Source organism: Aquibaculum arenosum, assembly GCF_029222965.1.
GTDB lineage: Bacteria > Pseudomonadota > Alphaproteobacteria > Kiloniellales > DSM-21159 > Aquibaculum > Aquibaculum arenosum.
Window position 1 is genome coordinate 275,416 of record NZ_JARHUD010000005.1, and the last position, 13,588, is coordinate 289,003.

Annotated in this window: 15 protein-coding genes; 6 read left to right on the plus strand and 9 right to left on the minus strand. The window is 65.0% G+C overall.

Annotated elements, in window-relative coordinates; translation table 11 throughout:
- Positions 1 to 2: 2 nt before the first annotated feature.
- Positions 3 to 902: a DMT family transporter gene (locus P2G67_RS10205; protein ID WP_275822666.1), complete on the minus strand. Its 900-nt coding sequence runs from the start codon at positions 900 to 902 to the stop codon at positions 3 to 5.
- A gap of 252 nt (positions 903 to 1,154) precedes the next feature.
- Here P2G67_RS10205 and P2G67_RS10210 point away from each other — a divergent pair, with 252 nt between their 5' ends.
- Together P2G67_RS10210 and P2G67_RS10215 are read left to right on the plus strand one after the other, a co-directional pair.
- Positions 1,155 to 1,898 carry an NAD-dependent deacylase gene (locus P2G67_RS10210; RefSeq protein WP_275822668.1) on the plus strand — a complete coding sequence of 248 codons (744 nt, stop codon included), beginning with the start codon at positions 1,155 to 1,157 and terminating at the stop codon, positions 1,896 to 1,898.
- The gene (locus P2G67_RS10215) at positions 1,895 to 2,473 is read left to right on the plus strand and encodes a uracil-DNA glycosylase family protein (RefSeq protein WP_275822670.1); all 579 of its coding nucleotides are present in this window, start codon (positions 1,895 to 1,897) and stop codon (positions 2,471 to 2,473) included. The genes P2G67_RS10210 and P2G67_RS10215 overlap by 4 nt, the downstream gene beginning before the upstream one ends.
- A 16-nt stretch (positions 2,474 to 2,489) precedes the next feature.
- Here the strand turns inward: P2G67_RS10215 and P2G67_RS10220 are convergent, their stop codons facing one another.
- Both P2G67_RS10220 and P2G67_RS10225 read right to left on the minus strand, forming a co-directional pair.
- Positions 2,490 to 3,707, minus strand: a complete 1,218-nt coding sequence (locus P2G67_RS10220) for a BaiN/RdsA family NAD(P)/FAD-dependent oxidoreductase (RefSeq protein ID WP_275822672.1) — start codon at positions 3,705 to 3,707, stop codon at positions 2,490 to 2,492.
- Between the two features lie 69 nt (positions 3,708 to 3,776).
- Positions 3,777 to 4,325: a CC0125/CC1285 family lipoprotein gene (locus P2G67_RS10225; RefSeq protein WP_275822674.1), complete on the minus strand. Its 549-nt coding sequence runs from the start codon at positions 4,323 to 4,325 to the stop codon at positions 3,777 to 3,779.
- 90 nt (positions 4,326 to 4,415) lie between these two features.
- On the opposite strand from P2G67_RS10225, the gene P2G67_RS10230 reads away from it, so the two are divergent.
- The gene (locus P2G67_RS10230) at positions 4,416 to 6,011 is read left to right on the plus strand and encodes an MBL fold metallo-hydrolase RNA specificity domain-containing protein (protein ID WP_275822676.1); all 1,596 of its coding nucleotides are present in this window, start codon (positions 4,416 to 4,418) and stop codon (positions 6,009 to 6,011) included.
- Positions 6,012 to 6,016: 5 nt separating this feature from the next.
- On the opposite strand, the gene P2G67_RS10235 is transcribed toward P2G67_RS10230, so the two are convergent.
- Together P2G67_RS10235 and P2G67_RS10240 are read right to left on the minus strand one after the other, a co-directional pair.
- On the minus strand, positions 6,017 to 7,057 hold the full coding sequence (locus P2G67_RS10235; protein WP_322099681.1) for a threonine aldolase family protein: 1,041 nt from the start codon (positions 7,055 to 7,057) through the stop codon (positions 6,017 to 6,019).
- 18 nt (positions 7,058 to 7,075) lie between these two features.
- Positions 7,076 to 7,369, minus strand: coding sequence for a hypothetical protein (locus P2G67_RS10240; protein WP_275822678.1), 294 nt, complete (start codon positions 7,367 to 7,369; stop codon positions 7,076 to 7,078).
- Between the two features lie 93 nt (positions 7,370 to 7,462).
- Between P2G67_RS10240 and P2G67_RS10245 the strand changes: the two genes are divergently transcribed.
- Both P2G67_RS10245 and rpoH read left to right on the plus strand, forming a co-directional pair.
- Positions 7,463 to 8,407, plus strand: a complete 945-nt coding sequence (locus tag P2G67_RS10245; RefSeq protein WP_275822681.1) for an RluA family pseudouridine synthase — start codon at positions 7,463 to 7,465, stop codon at positions 8,405 to 8,407.
- 88 nt (positions 8,408 to 8,495) lie between these two features.
- Positions 8,496 to 9,392, plus strand: a complete 897-nt coding sequence (gene rpoH, locus P2G67_RS10250; protein ID WP_275822683.1) for an RNA polymerase sigma factor RpoH — start codon at positions 8,496 to 8,498, stop codon at positions 9,390 to 9,392.
- A gap of 123 nt (positions 9,393 to 9,515) precedes the next feature.
- On the opposite strand, the gene rpsI is transcribed toward rpoH, so the two are convergent.
- Positions 9,516 to 10,007: a 30S ribosomal protein S9 gene (rpsI, locus tag P2G67_RS10255; protein WP_275822685.1), complete on the minus strand. Its 492-nt coding sequence runs from the start codon at positions 10,005 to 10,007 to the stop codon at positions 9,516 to 9,518.
- A 4-nt stretch (positions 10,008 to 10,011) separates the two neighbouring features.
- On the minus strand, positions 10,012 to 10,473 hold the full coding sequence (gene rplM / locus P2G67_RS10260; RefSeq protein ID WP_275822687.1) for a 50S ribosomal protein L13: 462 nt from the start codon (positions 10,471 to 10,473) through the stop codon (positions 10,012 to 10,014).
- Between the two features lie 190 nt (positions 10,474 to 10,663).
- Between rplM and P2G67_RS10265 the strand changes: the two genes are divergently transcribed.
- On the plus strand, positions 10,664 to 11,014 hold the full coding sequence (locus tag P2G67_RS10265; RefSeq protein WP_275822689.1) for a VOC family protein: 351 nt from the start codon (positions 10,664 to 10,666) through the stop codon (positions 11,012 to 11,014).
- Positions 11,015 to 11,027: 13 nt separating this feature from the next.
- Here the strand turns inward: P2G67_RS10265 and P2G67_RS10270 are convergent, their stop codons facing one another.
- Complete coding sequence (locus P2G67_RS10270; RefSeq protein ID WP_275822691.1) at positions 11,028 to 12,320, minus strand: adenylosuccinate synthase; 1,293 nt, start codon at positions 12,318 to 12,320, stop codon at positions 11,028 to 11,030.
- 3 nt (positions 12,321 to 12,323) lie between these two features.
- Positions 12,324 to 13,490, minus strand: a complete 1,167-nt coding sequence (locus tag P2G67_RS10275) for an ATP phosphoribosyltransferase regulatory subunit (protein ID WP_437124256.1) — start codon at positions 13,488 to 13,490, stop codon at positions 12,324 to 12,326.
- Between the last annotated feature and the right edge of the window lie 98 nt (positions 13,491 to 13,588).

Below are 13,588 nucleotides of genomic sequence, written 5' to 3' on the forward strand. Positions count from 1 at the left end.
TTTCACCCTCCGGATGTGCCTGCCCGCCCCTTTCGCGCGATCCGCTGTTCCCGGTGCAGGATGTAGATGCCGGAGCCGACGATGACCGCAGCACCGGTCCAGACCCAGGCATCCGGCAGTTCGCTCCAGACCAGCCAGCCGATCAGCAGACCCCAGAGCAATGCCGTGTACTCGAAGGGTGCGATCACCGCCGCCGGCGCCGAGCGATAGGCCACGGTCATGCAGTACATGGAAACGCTGCCCACCATCCCCATCATCGCCAGAAGCGCGAAATCGATCAGCGGCGGCGTCCGCCAGGCAAAGGGCAGGAAGGCCGCCGAGAAGAGGCAGCCCACCAGGGTGCCCCAGAAAATGATCGAGGCGTTGGAATCCTCTCGCGAAAGGCGCCGGGTGAGGATCATCGCCAGGGCGTAACCAAAGGCCGTGGCGGTGGGCAACAGGGCCTCCCAGCGAAAGACCTCGGCGCCGGGCCGCAGCATGACCAGCATGCCGACAAAGCCCACGCCCACCGCAGCCCAACGGCGTGGTCCGACCTTCTCCCCAAGCAGAGGAATGGACAGGAGGGAAACGAAGAGCGGCGCCAGAAAGGCCAGCGCAATGGCGTCGGCCAGAGGCAGGAAGCGCAGGCCCCAGAAGAAGGTGTAGATCGCCAGCAGGATGGCAAAGCCGCGCAGCAGGTGCAGCTTCCACTGCCGCGTCCTGAGACTGCTCAGGCCGCCGGACGCCCAGGTGACCACCAGGATGGGCGGCAGGGCGAAGAGATTGCGGAAGAAAACGATCTGGCTGATCGGATAGCCTTCTCCCAGCCACTTCGCGGTGGCATCCATCATGGTCATCAGCAGCATGCCAAGCAGCATGGCCGCGATGCCAAGGAGCAGATTGTCCCTGTTGCCGGAAGGCATGGCCGACGGTCCTAATGGCGAAGCGGCATCCTTGGCCCACCACCGCCCGTCTGGCAAGGCAGGGTTGGCTAACGTCAACGCTGCTCGGCCAGAAGGCGCATGCATCTGAAGCCGCTCCGGCCTGCCTGCTGCACTTGGCGGCGCCAGGCAGCTTCCGCGGCAGATCTGCCGGTGCAAACGAACAAAATGCGCATTCACCCTGGCTCCCGAGCTTCCTGCTTCCTAGCTTAACCGCATGGAGAGGGATGAAACATGAATGATGCGCGTCGCAACAAGTCTTCCGGCAGTCGGATCGTCGTGCTGACCGGCGCCGGAATCTCGCAGGAATCGGGCCTGTCCACCTTCCGGGACGCCGATGGGATCTGGAGCCAAGTGCGTCTGGAGGACGTGGCGACGCCCGAAGCCTTCGATCGCGACCCGGCGCGCGTGCACGCATTCTACAATGCGCGGCGGGCAGGCCTGCTGTCCGGAGAGATCATCCCCAATGCTGCCCACACGGCCCTGGCGCGTCTCGAGCGGGAATGGCCCGGCGAGGTCCTGCTGGTGACCCAGAACATCGACAATCTCCATGAACGCGCCGGCAGCCAGAATCTATTGCACATGCACGGCGAACTGCTGAAAGCGCGCTGTCTTGACTGCGACGGGGTGCAGGACTGGCTGCAAGACATGGACCTGAGCAGCGCCTGTTCGCAATGCCAGAGCGTCGGCAGTCTGCGGGTCGATGTGGTCTGGTTTGGCGAGATGCCCTATCACATGCCGGACATTCTGGCTGCGCTGGTGGAGTGCGACCTCTTCCTGTCCATCGGCACCTCGGGCGCGGTCTATCCGGCGGCCGGCTTTGTCGAGGAAGTCCGCCACCAGGGACGTGGCCACACGGTCGAGCTCAACATGGAACCCAGCGAAGGTTCCAGGCTGTTCCATGAAGCGCAACAGGGTCGGGCCACAGAGCTTGTCCCGCGCTATGTGGAACGCCTCCTGGCAGACGGGCCGCCGTGAGCCTCGGCGCCCTGCTCTGCGAGGCGCGGGCCTGCCGGCGCTGTGCCGATATCCTGCCTCTGGGCCCGCGGCCGGTGATCCGGGCTGCGTCGGGTGCTCGTATCCTCATCGTCGGGCAGGCACCGGGAACGCGCGTGCACGAGACCGGCGTGCCCTTCAACGACCCGTCCGGCGACCGCCTGCGTGACTGGCTGGGGGTGGAGCGTGCCACCTTCTATGACGAGAACCGCATTGCCATCGTGCCCATGGGGCTGTGCTATCCCGGTCGCGATGCGCGCGGCGGGGACCGGCCGCCGGTGAAGCACTGCGCGCCGCTTTGGCACCCGAGGCTGCGCCCGCTCCTGCCCCGCTTGGAACTGACACTTCTCGTTGGCAGCTACGCTCAGGCCTACTACCTGAGCAAGGACAAGCGCGGCAGCCTGACTGAAACTGTCCGCGCCTGGCGCGACTACCTGCCCGCCTTCCTGCCGCTGCCGCATCCAAGCTGGCGCAACACGGCCTGGCTCAAGCGCAATCCCTGGTTCGAAACCGACCTGCTCCCAGTGCTGCGGGCCCGAATAGCGGAGCTGATCTGATCGCAGGTGCGAGGCCTCAGCGCTCCAGCCAGCTTGCCACCCCCTTCGCGGCTGCCAGGCCGGTGGCAAAGCAGGCCTGGAGCAAATAGCCGCCGGTCGGCGCTTCCCAGTCCAGCATCTCACCCGCCACGAATGTGCCGGGCAAGCGTTTGAGCATGTAGTCCGGCCCAATTTCGCCCCAGGCGATGCCGCCGGCGCTGGAGATCGCGCGTTCCAAGCTCTGCGTTGCGGTAAGCGTGAGGGGAAGGTTTTTGATGCGGGCTGCCAGCGCATCTGCCTCACGCGGCACATCGGTGCCCTCGCGCAGCAAGCCGGCTGCCACGCCCGTGAGCCCGGCGCCCTTGCGCAGACGGTTGGCGAGCGAGGCTGACTCCCCTACCCGCAACAGCCGGTCGCGCAGAACGGCCTCGGAGAGATCGGGACGCAGGTCCAGGCGGAGAACCGCCTTCCCTTCAGCCGCAATGGCATCGCGCAGGGCGGCCGACAGGGCATAGATTGCTCCGCCCTCCAGGCCATAGCCGGTCACCACAAACTCTCCACGCAGCCTCCGTCCCTGGAAGCTGAGCACCACATTCTTGACCGGAGTGCCGGCAAAGCGATCGCGGAAGTGATCGCGCCAATTCATGGTAAAGCCGCAGTTGGCCGGGCGAAAAGGCCGGACCTCGATGTTGCGGGTGCGCAGGAGCTCAACCCACTCGCCTCGCGCTCCCAAGCGCGGCCAACTGGCCCCGCCCAGGGCCAAGAGGACGGCATCCGTGGCAAATGTCGCCTCGCTCCCGTCTTCCTGTCGAAAGAGCACGCGACCGTCAGAGTCCCAGCCTCGCCACTCCTGGCGCAGGCGCAGCTCTACCCCCTGATCGCGCAGGCGCGAGAGCCAGGCGCGCAGCAGCGGTGATGCCTTCATGGCCTTAGGGAAGACGCGGCCGCTGGAGCCGACGAAGGTCTCCTGGCCAAGCGCCTCGGCCCACTGCCTCAAAGCCTCTGGCGGAAAGGCCTCGATCGCCGGCTTGAGTTGCGTTTGCGCGTCGCCATAGCGTGATACGAAAGTGGGGAGCGGTTCGCTATGGCTCAGGTTGAGGCCGCCGCGCCCGGCCATCAGCAATCGCCGGGCCGCCGAGGGCATGCGCTCGAAGAGCGTGACGGCGAAGCCACGCGCTGCCAGGTACTCCGCCGCCATCAGACCGGCTGGACCGGCGCCGATGATCGAAACCTGCGATTTTCTCTCCTGCGTCATGCGCGGCTTGTCGGGCTTGTCGGCCGATGGCGCAAGCCCTTGCCGAGCAGCGCGGTCGATGTGGTCACGCTATCGCTGTGGTGGCGGGTGCACCACGGGTTCCAGATCGGCCATGACCGTGCGGGCCTCGTAGATGGGCCCGAGATCAGCCGGCGGGGACCCATGATACATGCGCACGAGGGCAGAGGTGCTGTAGCGCGTTTCCTGCCCACCACCCATGGACATGCCCATGCCGACACCCATGTGCGAGCGCCCACCGTAATAGCCACCCCAATAGGGCTGCCAGGCCCAGCCCGGCCCCCACATAGGGCTCGGCCAGCTCTCGTAGTAACGCAGGGTGTTGGAATCGGTTTGCCGCTCCAGCAGCAGGAAGTGATCGTAACCCTCGCCCAGCGTCAGTTCCGAGGCGCGGTAGAGCAGGTAGTCCTCCACCCGTTCGCGCGAGGTAAGTGCGTTGCCGGTCACCACGATGCGGAAACGATCCTCCGCAACCTGCTGCTCGCTGTAGCCCTGTGCACCAGGACGACTGGCAGGCTGGTAGGGTGTGGGGCCGGCGCCGGCACAAGCGGCAACGAGCAGCGTCAGGCCGGCCAGGCAGATTAGGGTCAGGGCACGCATTGCATTCATCCCGGTCTTGATCCGGATCATATAGGAAGCCCAGGCTCCAATCTAAGGTTCCGGGCGCAACAGAGTTGGGAGAGACAGGGCTTGCCGATCACTCTGGCCTTTCATGGAGCCGCCGGGGCCGTGACCGGCTCCTGCTTTCACATGGTGTACGACAGCGGCAATTTCCTGGTGGATTGCGGGCTGTTCCAGGGCACCAAGACGATCAAGGCGCTGAACTACGGCGACTTCCCCTTCGATCCGGCAAAGCTCGATTTCGTGCTGCTCACCCATGCGCACGCGGACCATTCCGGCCTCCTGCCCAAGCTGGTGGCCCGTGGATTCCGAGGACCGATCTACACGACCCCCGGCACCGCAGACCTCCTCACCTATACGCTCCCGGATTCGGCGCAGGTGCAGGAAAGCGAGGTGGAGCGGCTCAACCGTCGCAACCGGCAGCGCGACCAGGAGGAGGTGACGCCGATCTACACGGCGGAAGACGCGGCCGAAACGCTGAAGCTGCTGAAACCCGTCGCCTACGGTGAGCGGATCGAGCCGGCACCCGGGGTGGAGGCGCGCTTCTGGAACGCCGGTCACATTCTGGGGTCCGCGTCCATTGAGCTGCAGATGCTCAACGACGGCGAACCGCGGCTGTTGCGGCTGCTCTTCTCCGGCGACATCGGCCCGGAGCACAAGCTGTTTCACAGCGACCCGGAGGCGCCCAGCAATCTCGATTACCTGATCTGCGAGTCGACCTACGGCGACCGCCCACGCCCGCGGCTGACAGTCGAGGAAAGGCGCGAGCGGCTGCGCAAGGAGGTGACGGCCGCGCTGGACCGCGGCGGCAACCTGCTGATCCCGGCCTTCGCGATCGAACGCACTCAGGAGCTACTGGCGGATCTCTGCACGCTCTTCGTGTCCGGTGCCCTGCCGAAGGTGCCGCTCTTTCTCGACTCGCCGCTTGCGATTCGCGCGACCGAGGTGTTTCGGCATCACGCCCGCGAGTTGGAGAACATGCCGAAGGGCATCGATCCCTTCCGACTGCCCAACTTCCGCTTCACCCTGCGCGTTGAGGAAAGCAAGGCCATCGACCGCTTTCGCGGTGGTGCGATCATCATGGCCGGCAGCGGCATGTGCGACGCCGGCCGCATCCGCTATCACCTGAAAGCGCATCTTTGGCGCCCCGACAGCACGGTGCTGATCACCGGCTATCAGGCAACCGGCACGATGGGCAGCCTGCTGCTCCAGGGCCGCGATTTTGTGCGCATTCATGGGGAGGAAGTGGCGGTCCGGGCAAAGATCAGGAACCTCGAGGGTTACAGCGGCCACGCTGACGCCGAGGAACTGGCGCAGTGGATCACGCAGCGCCTGCCCTTGCGCGGCGGGGTCTTCCTCGTCCACGGCGAAGAAGAGGGTCGCGATGGCCTGAGAGAGCGATTGCTCGCCCAGGGCATCGACAACGAGAGGATTCTCTTGCCACAGCTCGATGATGTCTATGACCTTTCAGATGGTGCACGCCCCTTGCAGGCGCCCAGGCACTCGCGTTTGCCTCGGGAAAGCCTGGCCAGTCTCAGCCGGGAAGACTGGCACAACGATTACGCGCAGCTGACGCTCGACATCAAACACGCCCTCGACCAGGCAGCCGATGCCAAGCGTCGCGGCGTGCTGCTACGCCGCCTGCGGCGGGCCCTGGACGAATAGCCGGTCTAAGCGGCAGCCTCGTCCGCTGCTGCTCGAGTGGCGTCGAGGAAAGCGTCGACTTCCTCATCGCGCGTCGACCATGCGGTCACCAGGCGCGACGCACCCTCGTGCATTTCGGCATAGAACTGGAAGCCCTGGGCCTGCAGCTTCTGCGTGACCGCCCTGGGAAAGCGCGCAAAGACCTGATTGCTTTCCACCGGATAGTGCAACGCGATGCCCGGCACCTTCTCCAGCCCTTCGGCCAGGCGCGTGGCCATGGCGTTGGCATGCCGGGCATGGCGTAGCCAGGCATCGTCGGTCAGGTAACCCTCAAACTGCGCCGTGAGCAGGCGCATCTTCGAGAAGAGATGCCCGGTGCGCTTGCGCAGAAAGGCCGCATTCTCGGCCAGTTCCGGTCGGAAGAAGACCACGGCTTCCGCCGCCAGACAGCCGTTCTTGGTGCCGCCGAAGGACAGCGCATCGACACCGGCCTTCCAGGTGATGTCGGCCGGATGGCATTGCAGCGCTGCCACGGCGTTGGCAAAGCGCGCCCCGTCCATGTGGACGTGCAGCCCCGCGCCTCGGGCGACCTGCGTCAGCGCCGAGATCTCGGCCGGTCGGTAGAGGGTGCCCGCTTCGGTGCTTTGCGTCAGCGAGAGGGCCGCTGGCTGGCTGTGGTGGACGGACCCGCTGCGGTCGATTGCCGCCTCCAGCGTTGCCGCCTCCAGCTTGCCCTGCGGTCCGGCCAGCGGCATCAGTTTGGCACCGCCGCTGAAGAGTTCAGGTGCGCCGCACTCGGAGTTCTGGATGTGCGCCTCTTCGTGGCAGTAGACCGCGCCCCAGGGCGGCGTCAGCGCTGCCAGGGCGAGGGAGTTCGCAGCAGTGCCGGTCGCCACCAGGAGCACCTTCACTTCAGTGTCGAAGACATCACCCAGGCGCGCCTCGATCGCCTGCGTGGCGGCATCGTTTCCATAGGGCATCCGCGGCCCGCTCTCGTTGGCGTCGATCACAGCCTGCAAGACTTCGGGACAGGCGCCGGTCACATTGTCGGAAGCGAAATTCACCATTCTTGAAGCACTCTCAATTCATTCCGCCGGGAGGTCGATGCGGCCACGGAAGTCCCCCTGGCGCGCGTCGAACAGCAGCACCGCCCGACAGCCCTGTTCCACCGGCCCTGCCAGCCGCAGCAACAGCAATCCGCGGCCGTCGGCCGTCACTTCGGCCAGAGTGCAGGCCTCCGGGACTGTCTGCTGTGCCTCGACGACCTCGGGCGCACCGCGCAGCCCGTCAGCTTGGCGCACCATTCCATAGACCACCAACCCCATCCCCGCGACGATCAGGACCGCCATTCCGATCACCAGGGCCTTGAGCGCCGCCATCGCTTCGTGTCCTCTTGTTCCATCATGCCACCAAGAACTCCCCCTCCCCCCTCCCCGAGCGGAACCATCGATCCCGGTCGCTATTGCTTCAGCGTGGAAGAGGCCGAAGTCGGCCTGCGGCTCGATCGCTATCTCGCCGCACGTCTTGTCGGAATGTCACGCAGCCGCGTCAAGCAGTTGATCGACGAAGGGAGGGTCAGCAGCGACGGCGCGACGATAGTCGAGGCCTCATTACGGGTCAAATCCAGTCAAAGTTTCGCCATAGACATACCGGAGATTAGAGAGGCTCCGCCCGAGGCCCAGGCCCTGGACCTTTCTGTCCTTTATGAGGATGCCGAACTGATCGTGATCGACAAGCCCGCCGGCCTTGTTGTGCATCCCGCACCGGGTAACCCGGACCACACTCTGGTGAACGCCCTGATCGCCCACTGCGGCGCGGAACTGACCGGGATTGGCGGTGAGCGTCGACCGGGGATCGTCCATCGCCTCGACAAGGACACCAGCGGGGTCATGGTCGCGGCCAAGACGGAAAGAGCACTGCACTCGCTGACCGAGCAGTTTGCCGCGCGGAGCATCGAGCGCGCCTACGACGCTTTTGTCTGGGGCAGTCTCTCGCCGCCCGCCGGCGAGATAAGCGGCAACATCGGCCGCAGCCCGCGCAATCGTAAGAAGATGGCTGTGTTGCGCCGGGGCGGAAAGACCGCGATCACACGCTATCGCACGATTGCCCGCTACGCCGGGGGAACAATCAGCCGGCTCGAGTGTCGTCTTCTCACGGGGCGTACGCACCAAATCCGGGTTCATCTGACTGACGCAGGTCATTCGCTACTGGGTGATCCGGTCTATGGCGGCAGCGTACAACGAAGGATGAAGGACCTTCCCGTGGAACTGCGCGACGCCATTGCGGAGCTTGGCCGTCAGGCGCTACACGCGCGCACCCTGGGTTTCTCTCATCCGGTCAGCGGAGAACGCCTCAGCTTTCAATCAGATCTACCACCCGATCTGAGGAACTTGACCACTCTTCTGGAATTAGTCTAATATCACGCAATTCGGATAGCATTGGTATGGATTGGGCAAAGGGCCGGTTCAGCCAAGTGGGAAATCCGATCGAAAGGGGTGATGGATCATGAGTACAGCAACTGCTTCCCCCAAGCTTCCGGTGCTTACTGCCGAGAGCAACCTGACGCGTTACCTGCAGGAAATCCGCAAGTTTCCCATGTTGGAAGCCGATCAGGAGTACATGCTCGCCAGACGCTGGCAGGAGCGTGAGGATCTGGAGGCGGCGCATCAGCTTGTAACCAGCCATCTGCGGCTCGTGGCCAAGATTGCCATGGGTTACCGCGGCTATGGTCTGCCTTTGGCTGAACTGATCAGCGAAGGCAACGTCGGCATGATGCAGGCCGTGAAGCGCTTTGATCCTGAAAAGGGCTTCCGCCTCGCCACCTACGCCATGTGGTGGATCCGCGCGGCCATCCAGGAATACATCCTGCATTCCTGGTCACTGGTGAAAATGGGCACCACGGCAGCGCAGAAGAAGCTCTTCTTCAACCTGCGCAAGCTCAAGGGCCAGATGCAGGCCATCGATGACGGCGACCTTCATCCTGAGCAAGTCAGCCACATCGCCACGCAACTCAGCGTGCCTGAGGTCGATGTGGTGAACATGAACCGCCGTCTGGCCGGACCGGACCACTCGCTCAACGCGCCGCTGCGTATCGATGGCGATGGTGAGTGGCAGGACTGGCTCACCGACGATAGCGAGGATCAGGAAACCCGCTACGCGGAGGACGAGGAACTGACCAAGCGGCGCGCACTGCTGGTCAGGGCGATGGAGAACCTCAACGATCGGGAAAAGCACATCCTGAATGAGCGGCGCCTTAAGGAAGAGCCGACCACCCTGGAGGAGTTGAGCCAGGAGTACGGCATCAGCCGCGAGCGCGTGCGCCAGATCGAGGTTCGTGCCTTCGAGAAGTTGCAGAAGGCCATCCGCAACGCCGCCATCGAAGAACGCTTGGCAACCGCATAAGCGGAAACTGTTTCAGGGCCGTCCGACCGGCGGCTCCTGACGGTTCAATCACCCAAGCAACAGTCCCAACAAAAAGGGCGGCCTGTATAGGCCGCCCTTGATGCTTGTGCGATCCGGATGGGATCAGCGCTTGGAGAACTGGAAGCTCCGGCGTGCCTTGGCCCGGCCGTACTTCTTGCGCTCCACCGCGCGGCTGTCGCGGGTGAGGAAGCCGACCTGCTTCAGCACCGGCCGCAGTTCCGGCTCGTAGTGGGTCAGGGCACGAGAGATGCCGTGGCGCACGGCACCGGCCTGGCCGGAGAGTCCGCCGCCGGAGACGGTGCAGATCACATCGAACTGGCCGTCCCGGTTCGACACCAGGAAAGGCTGCGCGATCAGCATGCGCAGCACCGGACGCGCGAAGTAGACATCCAGCGCCTTGCCGTTAACGGTGATGTTGCCGCTGCCGGGCTTGATCCACACACGGGCAACCGACTCCTTGCGGCGGCCGGTGGCATAGGAGCGACCGAACTCATCGCGCTTCGGCTGCGCGGTAACCGGTGCGGCTTCGCTGGTGGGCTCAGCCACCGCGGCACCGCCGAGTTGGTCGAGGGAGGTCAGGGTCTGTTCGGCCATGGGGTCAGGCCCTCTTGTTCTTCGGGTTCATCGCGGCGAGGTCCAGGACCTCGGGCTGCTGGGCCTCATGCGGGTGTTCGGCACCGGCATAGACACGCAGCTTCTTGAGCTGGGCGCGCCCCAGAGGGCCGCTCGGGATCATGCGCTGCACGGCCTTCTCGATCGCCCGCTCCGGAAAGCGGCCGCCGAGGATCTGTCCCATGGTGCGATCCTTGATCCCACCGGGATAGCCCGTGTGCCAGTAGAAGCGCTTCTGTTGCAGCTTCTTGCCGGTCAGCTTTACCTTCTCGGCGTTGATGATGATGACATGGTCGCCGGTATCGATATGCGGAGTGTACATTGCCTTGTGCTTGCCACGCAGCACGTTGGCAACCCGACTGGCGAGACGGCCGAGAACGACGTCTTCGGCGTCGATCACGTACCACTTTCTCTCGACGTCAGTCGGCTTTGCGGAATAGGTCTTCATGTTTGGCCTTCGCTGGTCGACGGGTGTCGCTGAAAACTGCCTGCGCACAGAAAAACGCATGGCTTCTGCCGCGCGGTTCGAGGGCTTTTACGCTCCGCTCAGACCAAAGTCAACGCCGGAAAATGGCGATAAATCAGCATCTTTAGTGTTGTGGTAACTATATACCGCATTGTGCAGAGGAGACGCAGCGATGATCGAAAGCCTGAGCGCCGTCACACTGGCCACCCACGACATGGCAGCGGCCGTGGCCTTCTATCGCAAGCTTGGATTTCTGCTCAAGTATGGTGGCGAGAAGGCCGATTTCACCAGCTTTCACGCGGGGCCTGGCCACCTCAATCTCATCAAGGTAGGCCCGGAGCAGGAGATCGACTGGTGGGGCCGCGCGATCTTCTACGTCACAGACGTCGACGACTGCCACGCCCAGGCCGTCAAAGCGGGACTTGCGCCCGACTTCGCTCCGCAGGACGCGCCGTGGGGCGAGCGCTACTTTCACATCCGCGACCCCGACGGCCACGAGATCAGCTTCGCCCGCCCGCTTTGATCCCTGCCCGCTGTTAGCCGGCGAAGGGATCGCGCATCAGGATGGTGTCGTCCCGGTCCGGGCTGGTGGAGAGCAGCGTCACCGGCGCGCCCACCAACTCCTCGATGTGCCGGACATACTTGACGGCGGTCGCCGGCAGGTCGCCCCAGCTGCGCGCGCCCTGGGTGCTCTCGCCCCACCCGGGCAAGGTCTCATAGATCGGCACTGCCTTGGCCTGCAGCGCTGGGCTGGCCGGCAGATAGTCGTAGCGCTGGCCATCGATCTCATAGCCCACGCCGATCTTGAGTTCGGAGAGGCCATCGAGCACGTCCAGCTTGGTCAATGCGATGCCGGTGATGCCGCCGGTCTGGATCGCCTGGCGCACCAGAACAGCGTCAAACCAGCCGCAACGCCGCCGCCGACCGGTAACTGTGCCGAACTCACGCCCGCGCTCGCCAAGCCGCTGGCCGATCTCGTCATCCAACTCTGTTGGGAAGGGACCGGAGCCGACACGGGTGGTGTAGGCCTTGGTGATGCCGAGCACCTGATTGATCACGGCTGGGCCGGTGCCAGATCCGGCCGCCGCCTGCCCGGCAACCGTGTTGGAGGAGGTCACATAGGGATAGGTGCCGTGGTCGACATCCAACAAAGCCCCTTGAGCGCCTTCAAAGAGGATGCGCTTGCCACTGCGCCGCGCGGCCTCCAAGCGCTGCCAGACTCGGTCCACATAGGGCAGCACCTTCGGGGCGATCTCCAGTAGCTGCGCCATGAGCTCGGCCTTGTCGATCTCGGTCTCGCCCAGCCCACGCAGCAGGGCATTGTGATGCACAAGCAACTGATCTAGGCGGTCGGAAAGCAGATCCGGATCGGCCAGATCGCACAGGCGCACGGCCCGCCGTCCCACCTTGTCTTCGTAGGCTGGCCCGATGCCGCGCCCCGTCGTGCCGATGGCCTTCTTGCCCTGCGCCGCCTCCCGCGCCCGGTCCAGGCGGCCGTGCGGTGGCAGAATCAGAGTGACATTCTCGGCAATCTTCAAGTTGTCCGGTGTGATGGCCACACCCTGTTCACGAATACGTTCGATTTCCTCGGCCAGCGCCCAGGGGTCGACGACCACACCGTTGCCGATGACGGACAGCTTGTGCGGCCGCACCACACCGGAGGGCAGCAGCGAGAGCTTATAGGTCACGCCGTCCACCACCAGAGTGTGGCCCGCATTGTGCCCGCCCTGGAAGCGCACCACGACGTCGGCCCGCTCGGACAGCCAATCGACGATCTTGCCTTTACCCTCGTCGCCCCACTGAGAACCGACGACCGCTACATTCGCCATGACTCACTCATTCTCCACTTCGTGCAGGACCCCGTCCTGCAGCAGATGGCCACATTGCAGGCGCTGGGCTTCCGCCAGGGGATCTGCCACAGGTTCCAGCCCCGCCACGGTAACCCATCCCGTCGCCCTCAAGCCGCGGGCCTGCGCCGGATCCGTTCCGATCGGCAGGTAGACGCGCTTTCGGCGCTGCACAGCAGGCAAGGCACGCAGCAGCGTGTCCATGAAGAGTGTAAAGCCCGTCGCCCGATCCTCAACGCCCTGCGCTCCGATTGCCGCATAGCGCCCTCCCCGGCCCAACTCGCCGCGCACGCCGGTGGCGAAAAGCGTGAAGGACAGACCGGTTTGATACTCGTAGCCTCGGTGCTCGACGGGATCGACGGTCAGGCGCAGTTCAGGCGCCTCCCGCGCCACCTGTTCGACCACTTGCGCCAGACCGGCCACCTCGCGCCGCGCCGCTTCGGGCAGGTCCAAGGCCTGGAGCGCCGGCAGGGCCTTGCCCACTGGGCCCACAGCACGCAAGAGGCCGTCGAACAGGGGTGCAGAGTCGCCAGCAGCCGCGTGCACAGCGGCGGCGTCCTTGCGGTCGAGGGCGGAACGCAGCGCCCTTCCGGCGTCCTCCGTGATGTGCAGATCCGCCAGCAGGCCGCCCACCAGCGTGGGCAAGGACAGGTCGATGCTGAGGGACTTCAGTCCCAGGCTCTGCAGCGCGTCGGCCGCCAGCCGCACCACCTCCGCATCCGCGGCGGGTGCATCGCTGCCCAGCAGCTCGGCGCCCACCTGTGCGAACTGCCGCTCCGGGCGCAATTGATTGCCGCGCACCCGCAGCACCTCTCCCGCATAACAGAGCCGCAGCGGCCGGGGCGCTCGGCCGAGGCGCGAGGCGGCAATGCGCGCCACCTGGGGCGTCATGTCGGCGCGCAGACCCATCATGCGTTGGCTGATCGGGTCCATCAGGCGGAAAGTCTGCTGTGCCACCTGCTCGCCCGGGCCGGCCAGCAGCGAGTCCTCGAATTCCAACAGTGGCGGCTTGACCCGCTCATAGCCGTAGCCGGCCAGCGTGGCGATCATCTGCTCCACCAGCGCCGCTTCGTGCGCGGCGTCCGGCGGCAGACCGTCCTGCAAACCGGCAGGCAGCAGTGCCAGCCCGGCCACATCTGATAGCTGGGTGATGCTCATGGTCTCGCTTCGCTCCCGACTTTCGAGGCCGTTAGTAGCGGGTTTGCCCCGGCCTCGAAAGTCCGGACTCGAAAGCCTCCCCTTACGGGTGA